Below are 19,056 nucleotides of genomic sequence, written 5' to 3'. Positions count from 1 at the left end.
CTATCGATTCGCTTCACCTGGCCGGCACCGGGACCGGGCCGCCGCGCGCCGTCCGGAGGTAAAGGACGTGCTTGCGTCGATCTTGCTGGATATCATGCCTGTCTCGCCGGGAAATCATTCGGCCCGGACCGCTGGGGGACAAGAGATTGAGCTTCGCCTTCCGGGTTGATCTGCGTGGCGTGGTGGATCTGCTGAGCCATCACCTGTACGCGACTCCCCGCGTCTACGTGCGTGAGCTGACGCAGAACGCCGTCGACGCGATCACCGCGCGCCGGTTGTCGGAGCCGGACGCGGCCGGGGACGTGTGGTTCGAACCGGCCGAATGCACCGGCGACGGCACGCTCCGGGTGCACGACACCGGCATCGGCCTGACCGAGAGTCAGGTTCATGAGCTGCTCGCCACCATCGGCCGAAGCTCCAAGCGTGACGACCTCGGCTTCGCCCGGCACTAATTCCTGGGCCAGTTCGGCATCGGCCTGCTCTCCTGCTTCATGGTCGCTGACGAGATCCGCGTGGTGACCCGCAGCGGAGACGACCCGACCGTGGTGTGGACGGGCCATTCCGACGGCCGGTACACCGTGCAGCTGCCGCCGGAGCAGCGCGCCGCGCCGGGCACCACGGTGACGCTCGTGCCGCGCCCCGGCCAGGAGCAGTGGGTCAGCGCGCGAACCGTACGCGAGCTGGCCACCCTGTACGGGTCGATGCTGCCGATCACGGTGCGGGTCGGCGACGACACCGTCACCGCCGACTTGCCGCCGTGGGAGCGCAGCGCCGGCGAGACACCGTTGCAGCGGCGCGCTCGGCTCGCCGCGTACTGCGAGGAGGCGTTCGGCTTCCTGCCGTTCGACACGGTCGAGCTGGCCGCGCCCGAGGGCGGGGTGCGCGCGATCGCGTTCGTGCTGCCCGCGCCGGCCAATCCGGCGGTGCGGGTGACCCACCGCGTCTACCTCAAGCAGATGCTGCTGTCGGAGGGCGTCGAGGGGTTGCTGCCCCCATGGGCGTTCTTCGTGCGCTGCGTCGCCGACACCACGGAGCTGCGGCCCACCGCCAGCCGCGAGGCTCTGTACGACGACAGCCTGCTCGAACAGGTGCGCGAGAGCCTCGGCGACGGCCTGCGCGGCTGGCTGGCCCGGCTGGGCGCCCGGGATCCGCGCCGGCTGCGCGAGTTCCTCGCCGTGCATCACCTCGGCGTGAAGGCACTGGCTGTGCACGACGACGAGATGCTGCGCCTGGTGCACCAGTGGTGGCCGTTCGAGACCAACACCGGCTCGCTCACCCTCGCCGAGTTCCACGACCGGTACGGCGTCATCCGCTATTCGCCGTCGGTCGACGAGTTCCGCCAGGTGGCCGCGGTGGCCGCCGCACAGCGGATCCCGGTCGTCAACGGCGGTTACGTGTACGAGGCGGAGCTGATCGCCCGCCTCCCGGACGCGGTCGCCGCCACCGCGATCGAGGTGCTCGCCCCCGGCGACCTCACGCTGCGGCTGGACCGGCTCGCACCCGCCGACGAGGAGGCGGTGCGGCCGTTCGTCGTGCTCGCCCAGCGGGTCCTGGACCGGCAGGGCGTGCAGGTCGTGGTCCGCACGTTCGACCCGCCGAGTCTGCCCGCGCTGTACCTGCTCGACGGCGACACCGCGCTGCAGGGCGACCTGCGCCGCGCCCGCGACGACGCCGACGAGCTGTGGGCGTCGCTGCTCGGCGCGTTCACCGCCGAGAACGACACCCGGCCACAGCTGGTGTTCAACCACCGCAACCCGCTCGCCCGGCAGGCAATGAGCACCGGCGACGACGAACTGGCCACGCTGGCCGTCGAGGGCCTGTTCACGCAGGCGCTGCTGCTCAGCCGCCAGCCGCTGACCCCGGCGGCGACCGCCGCATTCAACCAGTCGTTCCTGGGTCTGCTCACCCGCGCGATGGGACAACCGCGATGACCGACCTGCAGGACCGGCTGAACGAGGCGTACCGGCTTTCCGGCCAGGCCAGGTATGCGGCCTTCGACGCGGTGCTGCGGCAGGCGGACGCGGACGGCGAGGACGAGTTCGCGTATCGAACCCGGCTCGGGCTGATCGAGCAGTTCACGAACAGCGGCGAGTTCGCGCGCGGGTTCCTGGCGTTCACGTCGTGTCTGCCGGTCTTCGACGGCCGGCCCGAGCTGGTGCGCTCGGGTGACGAGCGAACGCTGCTGTGGTCGTACAAGTGGATCGTCGACGGGATGCCGTCGTTCAGCACGGTGCCGCTGGACCGTGCCCGGGCGCTGATGGACGACATGGAACGCCGCTACCGGGCGGGCGGGCACAGTCTGCACGCCGTCTACGAGCGGCGCGGCCGGGTCGCCCTGCACCTCGGCGACCTGGACGCGGCCGGGCACTGGTACGCCGAGATGAGCACAGCCCGCCGCGACGGCCTGTCCAGCTGTGCCGCCTGCGTGCCGATGAGCGTCGTGATGTACCACGCGGCGCGTGGCGACGACGAGGAGGCGGTGCGCGTCGGTGATCCGCACCTCAGCGGTGGCTGCGCCAATCAGCCGCAAAACCTGCTCGCCTACCTGCTGCTGCCGTACCTGCGCAGCGGTCGGCTGGCCGAAGCGGCGAACGCGCACCGCACGGCCTACCCGCGCCAGCGCGACGATCGCGACGACCTCGGGCTGATCGCCATGCACGTCGAGTTCTGCGCTCTCTCCGGCAACGAGGACCACGGTCTGGCCATCGTCGAACGGCACCTGCCCTGGCTCGACCGGCCCTGCTCCGAGCTGGCCGCCATGCGGTTCGCCTCATCCGCGGCGCTGCTGCTGCGCCGGCTGCGCGATACCGGTCACGGTGACGACCGCGTGCGGCGGCGCACCGACCGCGGCGACCGGCAGTGGACCGCCACCGTCGCCGACACGTACGCCGAGATGGCGGCGCTGGCCCGTACGCTCGCGGCGAAGTTCGACGCGCGCAACGAGAACGACTACCAGAGCGGGCAGGTCGAGCGGCGCATCGCGGCCGAGCCTGTCGTGGCGCGACTGCCGCTCACCGTGCTGCAGGGGCGCCCGCTCATCGCGTACCCGGGAAAGGAAAGGATCGATGAGCTCGTCGCCCGGGTGGCGCAGCTGACGGTGGCCGCGGACGCGCCGGCCGCCGCGCGGGCCCGCCTCGACATCGCCTACCAACTGCGCAACGCCGCCCAGTGGGCCGACGCCACCGAAACGGCCGAGGAAGCATTGCGCAGCCTCCAGCAGGCGGGGCTGACCGATGAGGCGCTGGCCGCCCGGCACCTGCTCGTCGAGTTGTACCGGCGCGACTGGCGCCGGCGCGACACGGCGTACACGCTGCTGGGGGAACTGCTCGATGCGGCGTCGTTGCCGGACGGCTTGCCGTCGCGCGCCGCCCTGCTGGAAGAGGCGGCCGTCCTCACCCACGGACCGGCGGCCGCCGCCCACCTCCTGGCGGCCGCCGACCTGTACCGTGCGTCCGCGGACGCGCCGGGCGAGGCGCGCAGCCTGCGCAACACCCGCGGCCACGGCCCCATCGCGGACCACACGATCGCCCGGCTCGACGCGCTCACCGGCTCGCTGCGAGGCGACGACCTGCTCGACACGCAGGAGATGCTCTGCAACCACGACGCCGCCGCCGGCCGGCACGGCGCTGCCCTGGACCGTGCACGCCGGTACCCCGGCAACCACGCGGGCCTGCGCAACAGCGAGATCAACTCGCTGCTGGCGTTGAATCGGCCGGTGGAGGCGGAAGAGCGCGCCCGCGAGCTCGTCGCCGCCGACCGGGCGAACTGGTGGCCGAAAATGCTCGTCGCCAAGGCCTTGCTGGCCCAGGACCGCAGGCCTGACGCCGAAGCGTTCCTCACCGAACACGACATCGACCCGTCCGAGCTGGACGAGCTGGACGAGATGGACGAGCTGGGCGATTGACGAACGAGTCCGGCTTCGCCGCCGTCAGGCGATCTTGCTGATCACCTCGTCGGCGAAGCGGCGGAGGCCGTCGCGCTTGGCGGCCAGGTCGCCGTCGAAGCCGACGCCGTACGCGCGCCACGGTACGACGATCGCGTCGGTCACGCCGATGTCGGCCTGCTGCCGGAAGCCGTCCAGGCCGAACCGGTCGATGCAGACCGCCTGGATCTCGAACGGCTTGTCCGCCCGGCCGTACTCGGCGCGCAGCGCGTCCAGCTTGCCGATGACCGTCCGTAGTTCGTCGAAGCGCATCATCGCCGAGGACCAGCCGTCGCCGACCCGGGCCGCGCGGCGCAGCGCCACGCCGGTGTGGCCGCCGATGTAGATCGGGACCGGCTCGGTCGGGGCCGGGCTCATCTGCAGCCTGCCGAACTCGAAGTGCTTGCCGTGGTACTCGACCATGCCGCCGCCGAGGATCAGCTTCAGCACCTCGATCGCCTCGTCGCCGCGGGCGCCGCGGTCGCTGAACGGGGCGCCGCACCACAGCGACTCCTCCGGCGACCAGCCCAGGCCGACGCCGAGCCCGAACCGGTTGCCGGTCAGGGCGGCCACCGAGCCGACCTGACGGGCCAGCAGCACCGGGTTGCGCGGGCCGAGCTTGAGCACCTGCGTGTAGAAGCGGATGGTCGTGGTGGCGGCGCCGAGCGCGGCGGCGGTCACCAGCGGGTCCGACCACGGTGTCTCGGCGTTCCAGAAGCGGCTGCCGTCCGGGGTGTACGGGTATTTCGCGCTGACCTCCTCGGAGTAGAACAGCGAGTCGGGCAGCGCGATCGACGCGAAGCCGCACTCCTCGGCGGTGCGGGCCAGTTCGATGAGCTGGTCGAGGGGGCTGAGCGCGATGCCGAGACTGAACTTCATCCGTTCTCTCCTAGGGTCGCGGCCAGCTCGAGCAGTTGGCCGGTGGCGCCGCCCAGCAGGAACTCGTGGTACTTGGCGGCCAGGAAGTAGCGGTGCAGCGGGTACTCCACGTCGACGCCGACGCCGCCGTGCAGATGAACGGCGGTGTGCAGCACCCGGTGGCCGGCCTCGGCCGCCCAGAACGCGGCGGTCGCGACCTCGGCGGCGGCCGGTTGCTCCGCGGCGAGCAGCCAGGCCGCCTGCCACGTCGTCAACCGAAGAGCTTCCACATCGACGTACGCGTCGGCCAGGCGCTGCGACACCGCCTGGAACGATCCGATCGGTCTACCGAACTGGACCCGGGAGCGGGCGTATTCGGCGGTCATCTCGAGGGCGCGCTCGACGACGCCCAACTGGGCGGCGCAGGCGCCGATCGTGGCGTGCGCCCGGAGCCGGGCCGCCGCACCCGCCAGCGGCTGACCCGCCGCCCCGGCCAGCCGGAGCAGGCCCGCTCCCGGGCCACCGGCGACCCGTTGCGGTTGCACCTCCACACCTGGGTCACCGGCTCTGACGAGGAACACATCCGGACCGGATGCGACCAGGACCAGAGCGGCCCGGTCGGCGGCCGGTACGGCGGCAACCGCACCGTCCAGCAGCCAGCCGTCGCCGGCGGGGCGGGCGTCGACGCCGTCGACCGGCGCGGCGGTCAGCACCAGCTCGCCGCGGCCGGCCGGTTCGGCCCACGCCGCGACCTGCTCGTCGGTGCCGGAACGGGCCAGCGCGGACGCCGCCGCGACGATCGAGGGCAGGTAGGGCACGGTGGCCGCGGCCCGGCCCAGCTCGATCAGAATCGCGCATTGTTCCAGCAGCCCGTAGCCCTCGCCGCCGGCCCGCTTGGGCAGCGCCGCGGCGAGCACGCCGGCCTCGGCCAGGGCCGGCCACAGTGGACGGCCCGAGTCCGCCAGATCGCGAGTCAATGCCGCGAGATCGTGCGCCTCGCCGCTGAGCGTGAAGTCCATGGGAGCCTCCTAACGCCGGACCGGCTGGCCGAGCGCCCCGGCCGCGATGATGTCCCGCTGCACCTCGTTCGTGCCGCCGCCGAAGGTGAGGATCAGCGAGGACCGGTGCATCCGCTCGATCCGCCCGGCCAGCAGCGCGCCGGGCGAGCCGGCCCGCACCGTGGCGGCCGGGCCGAGCACCTCCATGAGCAGGCGGTACGCCTCGACCGCCAGTTCCGTGCCGTACACCTTGCCGGCGGACGCCCGCACCGCGGTGGGCGGACCGTCGTCACCGGCGGCGACCCGCCAGTTGAGCAGCTTGAGCACCTCGGTCTTGGCGTGCACCCGGGCCAGATGCAACCGAACCCATTCCTTCTCGACCCGGCGGTTCTCCACCGCCCACGCGGTGACCTCGTCCAGGGCCCGGCGCAGCGGCGCGGCCGGCGTGAGCGCCACCCGCTCGTGGTTGAGCTGATCGGTGATGAGCCGCCAGCCCTCGTTCTCGGCGCCCACCCGGGCCGACACCGGCACCCGCACGTCGCTGTAGTAGGTCGCGCTGGTGGTCGGCCCGGCCACGGTGCGCACCGGCGTCCAGGAGAAGCCGGGCGCGTCGGTCGGCACCACGAGCATCGAGATGCCCTTGTGGCGGGGCGCTTCCGGATCGGTGCGGCAGGCCAGCCAGACGTAGTCCGCGTACCGGATCAGGCTGGTCCACATCTTCTGGCCGTTGATCACGTACTCGTCGCCGTCGCGGACCGCGCGGGTGCGCAGCGCCGCGAGGTCGGTGCCCGCGTCCGGCTCGGAGTAGCCGATCGAGAAATGCACCTCGCCGGCGGCGATCCGGGGGAGCAGCTCGGCGCGCTGCTGATCGGAGCCGTGCCGGGCGATGGTCGGGCCGACCGTGTAGATGGTCAGGAACGGCACCGGAACCCCGGCCATGGCCGCCTCGTCGGCGAAGATGAGCTGGTCCATCGGGGACCGCCCGCCGCCGCCGTGCTCGACCGGCCAGCCCAGCGCCAGCCAGCCGTCCCGGCCCAGCTGCCGAACCACTTCCCGGTACGCGGTGCCGTCGCCGTACTCGCCCTCGTCGCTGGTGAGCGCCGCGCGCAGGGCCGGCGTCATCAGGCCGGCGAAGTACGCGCGCAGCTCCCGGCGGAGGTGCTCCTGCTCGGGTGTGTATCCCACATGCATTGCGGCCGCCCGGTGTCATAGATTAGAACAGGTTCTAGTAGAGTCCATCCGGCGGAGGGGCGTCAACCGTGGAGAGGGCGTATCTGGTGGGCGCGGTCCGCGCGCCCGTCGGCAAGCGCGGCGGCGGGCTCGCCGGTGTGCACCCGGCCGACCTCGGCGGGCAGGTCATCGCGGCGCTGCTCGACCGGGTGGGCGTCGACCCGGCGGCCGTGGACGACGTGATCCTGGGCTGTGTGGACACGCTCGGCCCGCAGTCCGGCGACCTTGCCCGGACCAGCTGGCTGGCGGCCGGGCTGCCGGAACACGTGCCCGGCGTGACCGTCGATCGGCAGTGCGGGTCGGGGCAGCAGGCCGTGCACTTCGCCGCGCAGGCGGTGATGAGCGGGACGGCCGATCTCGTGGTGGCCGGCGGGGTGCAGTGCATGAGCCGGGTGCCGATCGGCAGCGCGATGGCGCCGTCCGGGCCGTACGCCGGATCGGTGGGCTGGCAGGCGCGCTACGGCGATCAGGAGGTCTCGCAGTTCCGCAGCGCCGACGACATCGCCGCCAAATGGGCGCTGACGCGTGCGGACCTCGAGGAGTGGGCGCTGTCGAGCCACCGGCGCGCGATCCGGGCGATCGACGAGGGGTGGTTCCGGGCCGAGACCGTACCGGTCGGGGACTGCGACACCGACGAGGGACCGCGCCGGGACACGTCGGCCGAGCGGATGGCGGCGCTGAAGCCGTTGCGCCGCGGCGGGGTCACCACGGCCGCGTCGTCCAGCCAGATCGCGGACGGGGCGGCGGCTCTGCTGGTGGCGTCCCGGCAGGCCGTGACCGCGCACCGGCTGCGGCCGCGGGCGGTGGTCCGGCATCTGTCCGCGCGCGGCGGCGATCCGGTGCTGATGCTGGCGGCGCCGATCGAGGCCACCGCGTACGCGTTGCGGAAGGCCGGCCTGCGGGTGAGCGACATCGATCGGTTCGAGGTGAACGAGGCCTTCGCCGGCGTGGTGCTCGCCTGGCTGCGCGAGACCGGCGCCGACCCGTCCCGGGTGAACGTGAACGGCGGCGCGATCGCCCTCGGCCATCCGCTGGGCGCGACCGGCGCCCGTCTGCTGACCAGCCTGCTGCACGAGCTGGAGCGCAGCGGCGGCCGCTACGGCCTGCTCACCATGTGCGAGGGCGGCGGCCAGGCCAACGTCACCATCATCGAGCGCGGGTGAGTGCGGCCAGGCACTCGTCGGCCTCCGTCATGATGCGGTCGATCAGTTCGGCGCAGGAGGGCAGGTCGTCGATCAGGCCGACCACCTGACCGGCCGACATCACGCCCGACTCGGGGCGGCCGTCCACCATCGAGGTGCGCAGCAACGCCGGCGTGTTGGCCGCCATCAACGTCTGGGCCCAGGACAGCTCGCGGCCGTGCCGGGCCGCCCGCCCGGCCCGCAGCAGAGCCGGCCAGGACAGCCCGGTCTCCCGCCGGAACGCGGCCGCGTGCCGTGCCGACCGGACCAGGCCGGCCAGGCGGTTGGAGCGTTCCAGGCCGTCGACGAAGGGCGTGCGCAGCACCCGGTGGGGTACACCGTCGATCCGGGTGGTGACGACCGTGCCGGTGACCGTGGCGGCCAGGTACTGCCGCTTCACCTCGGCGCCGACCGGGCTGTCCGAGGTGAGCAGGAAACGCGTGCCCATCGCGATCCCGGCGGCGCCGTAGGCCAGCGCCGCCACCAGCCCCCGCCCGTCGAAGAACCCGCCCGCCGCCACGACCGGAATCCCGACCGCGTCCACCACCTGCGGCAGCAGCAGGGTGGTCGGGACCGGTCCGGTGTGCCCGCCGCCCTCGCCGCCCTGGACCAGCACCGCATCCACGCCCCACGAGGCCACCTTCTCGGCGTGCCGGCGAGCACCCACCGACGGCATGGTCAGCACACCACCGTCGGCGCAGCGCCGGATCAGCTCCCGGCTGGGCGCGAGCGCGAACGACGCCAACCGGACCCCCTCCCGGACCAGCAGGTCGATCCGGTCGGTCGCGTCGGGCGCGTCCGCGCGTACATTGACCCCGAAGGGCGCATCGGTGCGCGAGCGAATCTCCCGGATGGTCTCCCGCAGCCGCTCGACGCTCATCGTCGCGGACGCGACGATCCCGAAGCCGCCCGCGGCCGACGTGGCCGCCACCAGCCCGGCGCCGGCCACGTAGCCCATCCCGGTCTGCACGATCGGATGCCGGCAGCCGAGCAGCTCGGTGAGCCGGGTCCTCACCGGATCTCCTTCTCCCGCAGGCCTTCCGGGTCGAGCCGCTCCGCCATCGCTTTCATTTCGGCGGCCGTCGGCTGCCGGGTGGTGGGAACGTCGGCCGGAATCGTGAGCGCAAACCCGGTCGCCGCCTCGACCTCGGCCACCGACACTCCGGGATGCACCGAGCGCAGCCGCATCGACCGATCGGGCGTGGCGAAGTCCAGCACCGCCAGGTTCGTCACCACCACCCGAATCTCGATCGCGCCGCGGTCGTGGCCGACACCACTGACCATGTCCACCCGGGGAACGAAGACGCGCGGCGCGTGCCGGGGCACCCAGTAGCTGGTGGCATGGTTGACCGTGTTGCCCGGCGCGCCCCGCACGCCCAGCAGCTGCCGGGCGGGCCGCGACCAGTCGCCGATGCAGGAGATGTTCTGGTTGCCGAACCGGTCGATCTGGCTCGCCCCCATCATCACGTGCCGGGTACCGGCCGCCACCACGCCGAACACCGCCCGGTACGGCAGCCAGCCCTCGACCTCGTCGTCGCGCAGCAGCGTCGCCTCGCCGTCGGTCAGCAGCAGGTCGGGTGCGAAGGTGAGCTGCGCCAGCCGCGCCCCGAGCCGGGGAATCAGGCCGGTCGGCGAGGCCAGCACCGCGCCGTCCCCGCGCCACGCCTCGGCGCACGCCACCACGCAGACGTCGGCCCGGGTCATCGCGCGGCCACCGCCTTCTGATAGCTCTCCTCGTCGCCGTCCAGATAGGCCGATCGGAACTGATCCCAGCCGGACGTCGCATACTCCCGCTGGAACGCCTCGTCCCGGCCGTAGTCGGGCACGCAGCTGGTGAAGTGTGCGCCGCGCGGGGTCTCCACCACGCCGTCGACCATCATCCGGTTCAGCAGCAGCCCCTGCGGCGGCCCGGCATCCATCAGCTCGGCGGTGCTCATCAGCCGCTCGCAGGAGACGTAGCGGCGCCGCGCGGCCAGGCAGAACAGATCGTCGAAGTACGGATCCGGGCCGAGGTAGCGAGCGTTGCCGTGCCGATCAGCGCGGTTCAGGTGGACCAGCGCCGCGTCCAGGGTCAGCGCGGGCACGGCGACCAGCTCGGTGTCGTCCGGGTACGGGGAGCGGACCGTCCGCAGCGACGGGTTGACCCGCAGCACGTCCGAGCCCAGCCCGGCCCGGATCGGCAGGAACGGCAGCCGGTTGGCGGCCGCCAGCAGTCCCCAGTAGAGCATCCCCTCGTCGTACTCGGTCAGCTCGATCGCGCCCTCCTGCCGGGCGCGGCAGAAATGCGGTTCCAGCGCGATGCTGTCCAGCGAGACGAAGCCGGTGACCACCTTGCGCACACACCCGTAGGCGACCAGCAGCCCGACGTCCGGGCCGCCGTAGGTGACCACGGTCAGATCGCGCAGACCGGCCCGGCCGATCGCCCGGACCAGCGCCATCGGCTTGCGCCGCGACCCCCAGCCGCCGATCCCGATCGTCATCCCGTCGCGCAGCTCGCCGACCACGTCGCCGATCGTCATGACGATCCCCACGTCAGCTCCCCTCGACAAACACCTCAGCCCCGCTCGGCGGTCACCTCAGCTGCCCTCGACAAACTTGCGCCGGGCGCGGTCGCCCGCGCCGTTGAGGTTGAGCTCGAAGGTGAAGCCCTGCTCGAACCGGTACGACCGCTTGACGTCGACCGGGTCGATGCCGTTGAGCGCCTCCTTGGCCCGCCGGATCACCACCGGGTCCTTGGCCGCGATCTCCTCGGCCACCGCCCGCGCCGCGGCGCGCAGCCGGCCCGCGGGCACCACCTCGTGCACGGTGCCGAAGCGGTGCAGGTCGGCGGCGCTGACCGGACGGCAGGTGTAGACCATGGCGCGCATCAGCTGCGGCGGCACCAGCCGGGCCAGATGTGTGGCCGCGCCGAGCGCTCCCCGGTCCACCTCGGGCAGGCCGAACGTGGCGTCCTCGGCGGCGACGATCAGGTCGGCGTTGCCCACCAGGCCGATGCCGCCGCCGAGGCAGAAGCCGTGCACCGCGGCGATCACCGGGACCGGGCAGTCGTAGACGGCCGCGAACGCGGCGGCGCAGCCCCGGTTCGCGGCCAGCAGCACCTCGTGGCCGGGACCGCGCTGCATCTCCTTGATGTCCACGCCGGCGCAGAACCCGCGACCCGTGGCGGACAGCACCACCGCCCGGGTCGCCGGGTCGGCGCCGGCCGCGGTCACCAGATCGGCGACGGCCAGCCAGCCGGTCGCCGGCACCGCGTTCACCGGCGGGAAGTCGATCACCACCTCGGCGACGGCGCCGCGCTCCAGGTGTACGCCCATCGCGACAGGCTAACCTAGCGCTTGCTTGGTCGGCTACCATCGGCCGATGGACTTCACCGGCCGCGCGGTGGTCGTCACCGGCGGGACCAGGGGAATCGGCGCGGCGATAGCGTCCGCCTTCCGAGACGCGGGCGCTCAGGTGCTGGTCTGCGGCCGCCATGCGTCGGGTGCGGACGCGGTCCGGGCCGACGTGCGCGATCCCGAGCAGGCCGCCGCGCTCATCGACGCGGCGGTGGATCGGTTCGGCCGGCTCGACCTGCTGGTGAACAACGCCGGCGGCGGGCCACCGGCCCCCGCGGCCACCTCCTCGCCCCGGCTGCACGCGAAGATCATCGAGCTCAACCTGATCGCCCCGCTGCACGTCGCGCAGGCGGCCAACGCGGTCATGCAGGAGCAGCCGGGCGGCGGTCAGATCCTCATGGTGGGCAGCGTCAGCGGCACCCGGCCGTCCCCCGGTTTCGCCGCCTACGGCGCGGCCAAGGCCGGCCTGCACCACCTCGCGACCAGCCTGGCCGTGGAGTGGGCGCCCGCGGTGCGGGTGAACAGCGTGATCCCGGGCCCGGTGGGCAACGCCGGGCTGGATCCCGGCGCCCTCGCCCGCACCGTGCCGTTGGGCCGGCCCGCGACGCCGGCCGAGGTGGCCGGCGTCTGCCTGCTGCTCGCCTCGCCATTGGCCGCCTACCTGAGCGGTGCGGCGCTGGCCGTGCACGGCGGCGGCGAGTGGCCGGCGTATCTGGCGGACCTCAGAGCAGCCGGCGGTGGTCCCAGCTGAGCACGCGGCGCGGCTCGACCAGGTAGGCGCAGCGCTTGGCCGCCGCGTGCGCGACGTAGTCGTCGAGCACCTCGGCATCCTGCCCGGCCATCCGCGAGGCGACCAGCTTGCCGACCGCGGTGACGCCCGCGAGGTCGTCGATCCGGGTCACCACGCCGTTCACCTGCACGCCGCGCAGTTCGAAGTAGTCGTCGCCATCCTCGACCAGGCAGGTCACCCGAGGATCGCGAGCGAGATTGCGCGCCTTCTGCGAGGCGCGGTAGGTCCAGAAAGCGATCCGGCCGTCCCGCATCCCGTAGAACATGCTCACCAGGTGCGGCGTGCCGTCCGGGTTGATCGTGGCGAGCTGAAGCTTCCGGCCGTTCTCGAGCAGTTTCTGGACTTCGTCGGCGGGCATCGACACGATGTCGCGCTGCTTCACGAGTTCTCCCCGAAGGTGGCGTCGGCCAGGGCCATGGTGTCCTCGCAGACGAAGCCGGGTACCGGCGGGTCGGCGGTGAACACACTGCTCAGCGTGGCGTCCAACTCGTCGGAAGTCCACTGGCTGCCCGCGGCGTGGAACGTCTGCCGGACGGTCGGCGGGGCGAGCACGGCCACCACGTCGCTGTGCACCACGAAGACCTCGCCGGTGATGTGCTCGCCGGCCGGGCCGGCCAGCGAGACCACCAGCGGCGCGACGCGGTCGGGCGACATCGGATCGGGACCCTCCGGCGCGGGACCCATCAGCTCCCCGGTCATCCGGGTGCGGGCGCGCGGGCAGATCGCGTTGGCGCGCACGCCGTACCGGGCGCAGCCGCGAGCGGTGGCGACGGTGAGCCCGACGATGCCGCTCTTGGCCGCCGCATAGTTGGGCTGCCCGGCCGAGCCGAGCAGGAACGCCTCCGACGAGGTGTTGACGATCCGGGCGTACACCGGCTTGTTCTGTGCCTTGCTCACGTCCCGCCAGTACGCGGTGGCGAGCCGGGTGGTCACGAAGTGACCCCGCAGGTGCACCCGGATCACGGTGTCCCACTCCTGTTCGGACATCGAGAAGATCATCCGATCGCGGAGCACGCCGGCGTTGTTCACCAGGATGTCGAGGCCGTCGTACGCGCGCAACAGCGCCTCGCCGGTCGACCACTCGGCAACGTCGCCGGGGCGGACGGTCGCCTCGCCGCCGCCGTCCCGGATGCGGGCGGCCACCGCGTCGAGGCCGGGGCCGGGCAGGTCGTTGAGCACCACCCGAGCGCCCGCCTGAGCGAGCGCGACCGCCTCGGCCGCGCCCAGGCCCTGCCCGGCGCCGGTGACGACCGCAATCTTTCCGTCCAGGGAAGCCATCTCAGTACCCCGGCCCGCTCAGCAGCCCGCCGTCGGCCACGAACTCGGCGCCGGTCGTGTACGACGACTCGTCCGAGGCGAGGAAGGCGACCAGGCGAGAGATCTCGATCGGTTCGGCGAACCGGGCGATCGGCATCGCCTTGAGGAACGCGGCCGGGTCGATCCCGGTCATGTGCTCGGCCACCGACAGGGACATCGACGTGAGCACGCCGCCGGGGTGCACCGAGTTGACCCGGATGCCGAGCGGACCCAGCTCCTGCGCCGCCGACCGGGTGATGCCGCGGACGCCGAACTTGCTGGCGCTGTAGGCCGACAGCCCGGCTGCGCCCGCGAACCCCTCGATCGAGGAGACGTTCACGATCGATCCGCGGCCGGCCGCGATCATCGTGGGCGCCACGGTGTGTACGCCGAGCCAGCAGCCGACCAGGTTGACGTCGATGACCCGGCGGAACTCGGCCGGGTCCATCTCGGCGATCGGCGCGTGCCGCAGGATGCCGGCGTTGTTGACCAGAACATCCAGCTTCCCGTACGCGTCGAGCACGGTCGCCACCGCGGCCGCCCAATCGGCCTCGCTCGTCACGTCGTGGTGCACGTAGCGGCAGTCCTCGAGCCCGTCGGCGACCGCCTGCCCCTTGTCGTCGAGCACGTCGCCGATCACGACTTTCGCGCCCTCGGCGGCGAAGTGCCGGGCGTGCGACTTGCCCATGCCGCGCGCGCCGCCGGTGATCAGTGCCACTTTGCCGTCGAGACGCCCCATCCGAGCCTCCAACCAAGCGATTGCTTGGGAGACTAGCACTGTCAGGGCGTGCTGATACCGACGAAAAGCAGCCGCAGCAGACCGTTCACGATCTCGTCGGTGCTCCACGACTTGCCCCGGCCCTGCTTCCACGACGTGGGTATCCACAGGATGTCGCGCAGCAGCCGATAGGTGAGCCGCGCGTCGAGGTCGGCCCGGAACACGCCGCTCTGCTTGCCGCGCTCCAACTGGGAGATCCAGGTCCGCTCGATCTCCCGGGTCGCCGTGCGCAGGTACGCGAACCGCGGCAGGGTGCTGATGTAGGCCCAGTCGTTCTGCAGCATGGTGAGGGCGGCCCGGTGCCGGCTGAGCGCCGCCGTGCTGGACCGCACCATCCGCTCGATCGCCACCCGCGGGGAGTCCGTCCCGGCGACCGCCTCCCGGTACGCCCCGAGCACGTCGTCGATGAACTCGCGGAGAATCTCGTCGCCGATCGACTCCTTCGAGTCGAAGTGGTGGTACAGGCTCCCGGAGAGGATGCCGGCGGCCTTCGCGATCTCGCGGACCGAGGTGGCCTGGAAACCCTTCTCGGCGAACAGTTCGGCGGCCAGCCGGATCAGATCGGCACGGCGCTCCGACGGGGGCGCGGCCTTCTTCGTGGTCGTCACCTGACCGATCCTACTTGGCCAAACGCTTGCTCGGTTTCGGCGCGGCCACTAGCGTAGAACGCGTTCTAATTTCAGGAGGGGGTGGCGAGGTGCGAGCAGCGGTTCTCCACGGCATCGGCGACGGCGAGAAGCTCGACATACGCGACGATGTGACGGTGCTCGGGCCCGGCCCGGGCGAGATCCGGATCCGGGTGCGCGCGGCCGGGGTCTGCCACTCCGACCAGTCCGCCCGCGACGGCGGGCTGCCCCAGCCGGTGCCCGCGGTGCTCGGTCACGAGGCGGCCGGCGACGTCCTCGAGGTCGGCGACGGGGTGGACGACCTCGCGCCCGGCGACCGGGTCATCGTCAACTGGTTGCCCGCCTGCGGCACCTGCGCCGAGTGCGTACGGGGAATGCCGTTCCTCTGCATGACCCACGTGATGGCCGGGTACGCCATGCCCCGCTTCATGGCCGGCGATCTGCCGGTGTTCGGGATGGCCGGCTGCGGCGCGTTCGCCGAGGAGATGGTGGTGCCCCGGATCGGCGCCGTCCAGATCGAGCCGGATGTGCCGTACGAGGTGGCCGCCCTGGTCGGCTGCGGCGTGATGACCGGCGTCGGCTCGGTCGTCAACACAGCCGAGCTGCGCCCCGGGGACACCGCGGTGGTGATCGGGTGCGGCGGCGTCGGCATCGCGGCGATCCAGGGCTGCCGGCTCTCCGGTGCGTCCGTCATCGTGGCCGTCGACACCGTGCCGGAGAAGCTGGCGGTGGCCCGCCGCTTCGGCGCCACCCACGCGGTCGCGCCCGAGGCCCTCAGCGACCTGATCGGTGAGATCACCGCGGGCGAGGGGTTCGACTACGCCTTCGACGTGGTCGCCGTCCCGCAGACCTTGCGTACGGCGTGGACCGCGGTCCGCCGGGGCGGCGCCGTCGTCCTGGTCGGCGCCGGCCGGCCCGAGCACCAGGTCGAGTTCAGCCCGTTCGAGCTGCTCTTCGAGGGCAAGCGGATCATCCCGTCGCTGTACGGCTCGGCCTACCCGCCGCGCGACTTCCCCCGCCTGATCGCCCTCTGGCGGGCCGGCCGGCTCGACCTGGAGGGCATGATCAGCCACCGGATCCGGCTCGAGCAGGTCGAGGACGCGCTCGCCGCGCTCGGCCGCGGCGACGTCATCCGCCAGGTGATCGTCCACGACGCCGGCGCCTGACATGCGGCTGGGCATTCAGCTCGGGTACAGCGGGGAAGGGTTCGCCGCGGCGGTCGAGGAGGTCGCCGAGTTCGAGGCGGCGGGCGCCGATCTGGTGGTGGTGCCCGAGGCGTACAGCTTCGACGCGGTCAGCCAGCTCGGCTACCTCGCCGCCCGGACCAGCCGGATGCAGCTCGCCTCCGGGGTGATGCAGCTCTACACCCGCACGCCGACGCTCACCGCGATGACCGCGGCCGGGCTCGACTACGTCTCCGGCGGACGCTTCTCGCTCGGGCTCGGCGCCTCCGGGCCGCAGGTGATCGAAGGCTTCCACGGGGTCGCCTACGACGCGCCGCTCGCGCGTACCCGGGAGGTGGTGGAGATCTGCCGGCGGGTCTGGCGCCGGGAGGTGCTCGTCCACGACGGCCCGCACTACCGGATCCCGCTGCCGGCCGATGCCGGGACCGGCCTCGGCAAGCCGCTCAAGCTCATCAACCGCCCGGTCCGCGACCGCATCCCGATCCTGCTGGCCGCCATGGGACCGCGCAACGTCGCGCTCGCCGCCGAGGTCGCCGAGGGCTGGCAGGCGCTCTTCCTCGACCCGGCCGCGCTGTCCCGGGTCTTCGGCCCGGCTCTGCAGGAGGGCCTGTCCCGGCGCGATCCGGCGCTCGGGCCGCTGGACATCATGGTGCCGCTGCCGTTCGCGGTCGCCGAGCCGAGCGAGCAGTTGCTCGGCCGCCACCGCGCGCAACTCGCGCTCTACATCGGAGGGATGGGAGCCAAGGGCCGGAACTTCTCCAACGACCTCGTACGCCGATACGGCTACCCGCAGGAGGCGGCGGCGATCCAGGAGCACTTCCTGAGCGGACGGCGCGCCGAGGCGATCGCCGCGGTGCCCGAGCCGTTGGTGCGCGCGACGTCGCTCGTGGGCGATCTGTCCTCGCTGCGTACCCAGGTCGCCGCACTGGCCGCCGCCGGGGTTACCACGCTGCTCGTCTCGCCGCTGGCCGGCTCGCGCGCGGAGCGGGTCAAGGACATTGCCGATTTGAAACAAGTTCTAATTGACGCATCCCTTTGACATCTTGTTAACAGCGGGCTGATAGTAGAACGCGTTCTAGCTCCAACCTTTGAGGAGCTTCGCGATGTCCGCTCACCTCAACCGGCGCCAGGTCCTCACCGGCGCCGCAGCCATCGGAACCGGCCTGGTCGCCGGTTCGTCCGCGCTCGGCATGCCGGCGCGGGCCGCCCAGCCCAGCTACGACGTGGTGGTCATCGGGTGCGGCGCCGCGGGCATGACCGCGGCGCTGCGCGCGAGCAAGCGCGGGCTGAGCGTTCTCGTGGTGGAGAAGGCACCCACCTTCGGCGGATCGGCGGCCCGCTCGGGCGCCGGCATCTGGATCCCCAACAACCAGGTCATCCTCGCCGCCGGGGTGCCGGACACCCCGGCCAAGGCGGCCGCCTACCTGGCCGCCGTCGTCAACGGCGACGTGCCCACCGCCAAGCAGCAGGCGTTCCTCGACAACGGGCCATCGATGATCGACTTCGTGATGGCGAACAGCCCGCTGCGGTTCCGCTACATGTCCGGCTACTCCGACTACTACCCCGAGCTGCCCGGCGGGATGCCGCAGGGCCGCTCGATCGAGCCGGACATGTTCGACGGCAAACTGCTCGGCGCGGAGCTGGCCCACCTCAACCCGGCGTACCTGCCCACGCCCGCCGGTCTGACGGTGTTCAGCGCCGACTACAAATGGCTCAACCTCGCGCTGGTCAACGCGAAGGGCGCCGCCGTCGCGACCGAGTGCGTCGCCCGCTACACCGCGGCGGTGGCGGCCGGCCGGACGCCGCTCACCATGGGCCAGGCGCTCGCCGGGGCGCTGCGCGCCGGGCTGGCCGCCGCGGGCGTGCCGGTCTGGCTCAACACGCCCCTGACTGACCTGCAGCTTGACGCCGGTGGCCGGGTCACCGGCGTCGTGGTCACCAAGGACGGCGTCGCGACCGGCGTCACCGCCAACCGCGGCGTGCTGGTGGCGGCCGGCGGCTTCGAGCACAACCTGGCGATGCGGCTGGCCTACCAGCGGCAGCCGATCGGCGTCGACTGGACGGTCGGCGCCCGGGAGAACACCGGCGACGGCATCCAGGCCGGCCTGCGCGCGGGCGCGGCCACCGACTTCCTCGAGGACTCGTGGTGGGGTCCGGCCATCCCGCTGCCCGAGGAGCCGTACTTCTGCCTCGCCGAGCGGACCCTGCCGGGCAGCATCCTGGTCAACAGCGCCGGCCGGCGGTTCGTCAACGAGGCCGCGCCGTACAGCGATGTCGTGCATGTCATGTACGACAAGAACGTCATCACGCCGGACATCCCGGCGTGGCTCATCTTCGATCAGAACTACCGCAACCGGTACCTGTTCCGGGACGTCGCGCCGACCCTGCCGTTCCCGGACTCCTGGTACAGCTCGGGCGCGGTCTTCAAGGAATACACGCTGAGCGCCCTGGCCGGACGGATCGGTGTCTCGTCGTCCGCGCTGTCGGCCACCGTCGCCCGATTCAACGGGTTCGCCTTCACCGGCAAGGACACCGACTTCCACCGCGGCGACAGCGCGTACGACCACTACTACACCGACCCGGCGGTCATCCCGAACTCCTGCCTCGCGCCGCTCTGGCTGCCGCCGTACTACGCCTGCAAGATCGTGCCGGGTGACCTCGGCACCAAGGGCGGGCTGCGCACCGACCCGCGATCCCGGGTGCTGCGCGCGGACGGCTCGGTCATCGCCGGCCTGTACGCCGCGGGCAACTCCAGCGCGGCGGTGATGGGACACAGCTACGCCGGCGCGGGCTCGACGATCGGTCCCGCGATGACGTTCGGCTACATCGCCGCCAACGACCTCGCCGAGGGGGCCTGA

The 19,056-nt window shown here is 72.4% G+C and carries 17 protein-coding genes and 1 pseudogene; 7 read left to right on the top strand and 11 right to left on the bottom strand.

All coding sequences use genetic code 11. The annotated features are described in order from the left end of the window. The first annotated feature begins 146 nt into the window (after positions 1-146). Together ODJ79_RS30270 and ODJ79_RS30265 are read left to right on the top strand one after the other, a co-directional pair. Positions 147-1,931: pseudogene (locus ODJ79_RS30270) on the top strand (HSP90 family protein). Next, positions 1,928-3,904, top strand: a complete 1,977-nt coding sequence (locus ODJ79_RS30265; protein ID WP_263027017.1) for a hypothetical protein — start codon at positions 1,928-1,930, stop codon at positions 3,902-3,904. Before ODJ79_RS30270 ends, ODJ79_RS30265 begins: the two are co-directional and overlap by 4 nt. A 24-nt stretch (positions 3,905-3,928) precedes the next feature. Here ODJ79_RS30265 and ODJ79_RS30260 read toward each other — a convergent pair whose 3' ends face one another. Genes ODJ79_RS30260 through ODJ79_RS30250 form a run of 3 tightly spaced genes read right to left on the bottom strand, consistent with a single transcriptional unit; the run spans position 3,929 to position 6,969 of the window. Beyond that, positions 3,929-4,801, bottom strand: a complete 873-nt coding sequence (locus tag ODJ79_RS30260) for a TIGR03619 family F420-dependent LLM class oxidoreductase (RefSeq protein ID WP_263027016.1) — start codon at positions 4,799-4,801, stop codon at positions 3,929-3,931. Next, positions 4,798-5,799, bottom strand: coding sequence for an acyl-CoA dehydrogenase family protein (locus ODJ79_RS30255; RefSeq protein WP_263027015.1), 1,002 nt, complete (start codon positions 5,797-5,799; stop codon positions 4,798-4,800). Before ODJ79_RS30255 ends, ODJ79_RS30260 begins: the two co-directional genes overlap by 4 nt. A gap of 9 nt (positions 5,800-5,808) precedes the next feature. Next, entirely contained in the window at positions 5,809-6,969 is a 1,161-nt protein-coding gene (locus tag ODJ79_RS30250; RefSeq protein ID WP_263027014.1) for an acyl-CoA dehydrogenase family protein, read from the bottom strand. Between the two features lie 68 nt (positions 6,970-7,037). On the opposite strand from ODJ79_RS30250, the gene ODJ79_RS30245 reads away from it, so the two are divergent. Continuing rightward, on the top strand, positions 7,038-8,171 hold the full coding sequence (locus ODJ79_RS30245; RefSeq protein WP_263027013.1) for an acetyl-CoA C-acetyltransferase: 1,134 nt from the start codon (positions 7,038-7,040) through the stop codon (positions 8,169-8,171). On the opposite strand, the gene ODJ79_RS30240 is transcribed toward ODJ79_RS30245, so the two are convergent. From ODJ79_RS30240 to ODJ79_RS30225, 4 genes are read right to left on the bottom strand one after another with little or no spacing between them, the layout of a single operon-like run. Next, positions 8,155-9,204: an NAD(P)H-dependent flavin oxidoreductase gene (locus tag ODJ79_RS30240; protein WP_263027012.1), complete on the bottom strand. Its 1,050-nt coding sequence runs from the start codon at positions 9,202-9,204 to the stop codon at positions 8,155-8,157. The genes ODJ79_RS30245 and ODJ79_RS30240 overlap by 17 nt on opposite strands. Then, complete coding sequence (locus ODJ79_RS30235; protein WP_263027011.1) at positions 9,201-9,893, bottom strand: CoA-transferase subunit beta; 693 nt, start codon at positions 9,891-9,893, stop codon at positions 9,201-9,203. Before ODJ79_RS30235 ends, ODJ79_RS30240 begins: the two co-directional genes overlap by 4 nt. After that, positions 9,890-10,708 (bottom strand): CoA transferase subunit A, encoded by an 819-nt coding sequence (locus tag ODJ79_RS30230; protein WP_263027050.1) that lies wholly within the window; start codon positions 10,706-10,708, stop codon positions 9,890-9,892. The genes ODJ79_RS30235 and ODJ79_RS30230 overlap by 4 nt, the downstream gene beginning before the upstream one ends. A 57-nt stretch (positions 10,709-10,765) precedes the next feature. Next, positions 10,766-11,503 (bottom strand): enoyl-CoA hydratase family protein, encoded by a 738-nt coding sequence (locus tag ODJ79_RS30225; protein WP_263027010.1) that lies wholly within the window; start codon positions 11,501-11,503, stop codon positions 10,766-10,768. 46 nt (positions 11,504-11,549) lie between these two features. On the opposite strand from ODJ79_RS30225, the gene ODJ79_RS30220 reads away from it, so the two are divergent. Continuing rightward, a complete protein-coding gene (locus ODJ79_RS30220) occupies positions 11,550-12,275 on the top strand; it encodes an SDR family oxidoreductase (RefSeq protein ID WP_263027009.1) in 726 nt (241 codons plus the stop codon). On the opposite strand, the gene ODJ79_RS30215 is transcribed toward ODJ79_RS30220, so the two are convergent. From ODJ79_RS30215 to ODJ79_RS30200, 4 genes are read right to left on the bottom strand one after another with little or no spacing between them, the layout of a single operon-like run. Beyond that, complete coding sequence (locus ODJ79_RS30215) at positions 12,247-12,696, bottom strand: pyridoxamine 5'-phosphate oxidase family protein (protein ID WP_263027008.1); 450 nt, start codon at positions 12,694-12,696, stop codon at positions 12,247-12,249. The two genes, ODJ79_RS30220 and ODJ79_RS30215, sit on opposite strands and share 29 nt — an antisense overlap. Beyond that, positions 12,693-13,592, bottom strand: a complete 900-nt coding sequence (locus ODJ79_RS30210) for an SDR family NAD(P)-dependent oxidoreductase (RefSeq protein WP_263027007.1) — start codon at positions 13,590-13,592, stop codon at positions 12,693-12,695. The genes ODJ79_RS30215 and ODJ79_RS30210 overlap by 4 nt, the downstream gene beginning before the upstream one ends. 1 nt (position 13,593) lies before the next feature. Beyond that, positions 13,594-14,349: a glucose 1-dehydrogenase gene (locus tag ODJ79_RS30205; RefSeq protein ID WP_263027006.1), complete on the bottom strand. Its 756-nt coding sequence runs from the start codon at positions 14,347-14,349 to the stop codon at positions 13,594-13,596. 41 nt (positions 14,350-14,390) lie between these two features. Continuing rightward, entirely contained in the window at positions 14,391-14,996 is a 606-nt protein-coding gene (locus ODJ79_RS30200) for a TetR/AcrR family transcriptional regulator (protein WP_263027005.1), read from the bottom strand. 89 nt (positions 14,997-15,085) lie between these two features. On the opposite strand from ODJ79_RS30200, the gene ODJ79_RS30195 reads away from it, so the two are divergent. The 3 genes from ODJ79_RS30195 to kstD all read left to right on the top strand — a co-directional run bounded on the left by ODJ79_RS30195 (position 15,086) and on the right by kstD (position 19,056). Then, positions 15,086-16,180, top strand: a complete 1,095-nt coding sequence (locus tag ODJ79_RS30195) for a Zn-dependent alcohol dehydrogenase (protein ID WP_263027004.1) — start codon at positions 15,086-15,088, stop codon at positions 16,178-16,180. A 1-nt stretch (position 16,181) separates the two neighbouring features. After that, a complete protein-coding gene (locus tag ODJ79_RS30190) occupies positions 16,182-17,237 on the top strand; it encodes an LLM class F420-dependent oxidoreductase (RefSeq protein ID WP_263027003.1) in 1,056 nt (351 codons plus the stop codon). Positions 17,238-17,388: 151 nt separating this feature from the next. Beyond that, positions 17,389-19,056: a 3-oxosteroid 1-dehydrogenase gene (gene kstD, locus ODJ79_RS30185; RefSeq protein ID WP_263027049.1), complete on the top strand. Its 1,668-nt coding sequence runs from the start codon at positions 17,389-17,391 to the stop codon at positions 19,054-19,056.

This window comes from Actinoplanes sp. KI2 (assembly GCF_025630775.1).
In the GTDB taxonomy this organism is placed as follows: domain Bacteria; phylum Actinomycetota; class Actinomycetes; order Mycobacteriales; family Micromonosporaceae; genus Actinoplanes.
This window is presented reverse-complemented; position numbering and strand designations above follow the sequence as displayed.

Bases quoted from the DNA above. Each gene is read 5' to 3' on its own strand.
- ODJ79_RS30265 (WP_263027017.1), top strand. From the start codon at position 1,928: ATGACCGACCTGCAGGACCGGCTGAACGAGGCGTACCGGCTTTCCGGC.
- ODJ79_RS30260 (WP_263027016.1), bottom strand. From the start codon at position 4,801: ATGAAGTTCAGTCTCGGCATCGCGCTCAGCCCCCTCGACCAGCTCATC.
- ODJ79_RS30255 (WP_263027015.1), bottom strand. From the start codon at position 5,799: ATGGACTTCACGCTCAGCGGCGAGGCGCACGATCTCGCGGCATTGACT.
- ODJ79_RS30250 (WP_263027014.1), bottom strand. From the start codon at position 6,969: ATGCATGTGGGATACACACCCGAGCAGGAGCACCTCCGCCGGGAGCTG.
- ODJ79_RS30235 (WP_263027011.1), bottom strand. From the start codon at position 9,893: ATGACCCGGGCCGACGTCTGCGTGGTGGCGTGCGCCGAGGCGTGGCGC.
- ODJ79_RS30230 (WP_263027050.1), bottom strand. From the start codon at position 10,708: ATGACGATCGGCGACGTGGTCGGCGAGCTGCGCGACGGGATGACGATC.
- ODJ79_RS30225 (WP_263027010.1), bottom strand. From the start codon at position 11,503: ATGGGCGTACACCTGGAGCGCGGCGCCGTCGCCGAGGTGGTGATCGAC.
- ODJ79_RS30220 (WP_263027009.1), top strand. From the start codon at position 11,550: ATGGACTTCACCGGCCGCGCGGTGGTCGTCACCGGCGGGACCAGGGGA.
- ODJ79_RS30210 (WP_263027007.1), bottom strand. From the start codon at position 13,592: ATGGCTTCCCTGGACGGAAAGATTGCGGTCGTCACCGGCGCCGGGCAG.
- ODJ79_RS30205 (WP_263027006.1), bottom strand. From the start codon at position 14,349: ATGGGGCGTCTCGACGGCAAAGTGGCACTGATCACCGGCGGCGCGCGC.
- ODJ79_RS30190 (WP_263027003.1), top strand. From the start codon at position 16,182: ATGCGGCTGGGCATTCAGCTCGGGTACAGCGGGGAAGGGTTCGCCGCG.
- kstD (WP_263027049.1), top strand. From the start codon at position 17,389: ATGCCGGCGCGGGCCGCCCAGCCCAGCTACGACGTGGTGGTCATCGGG.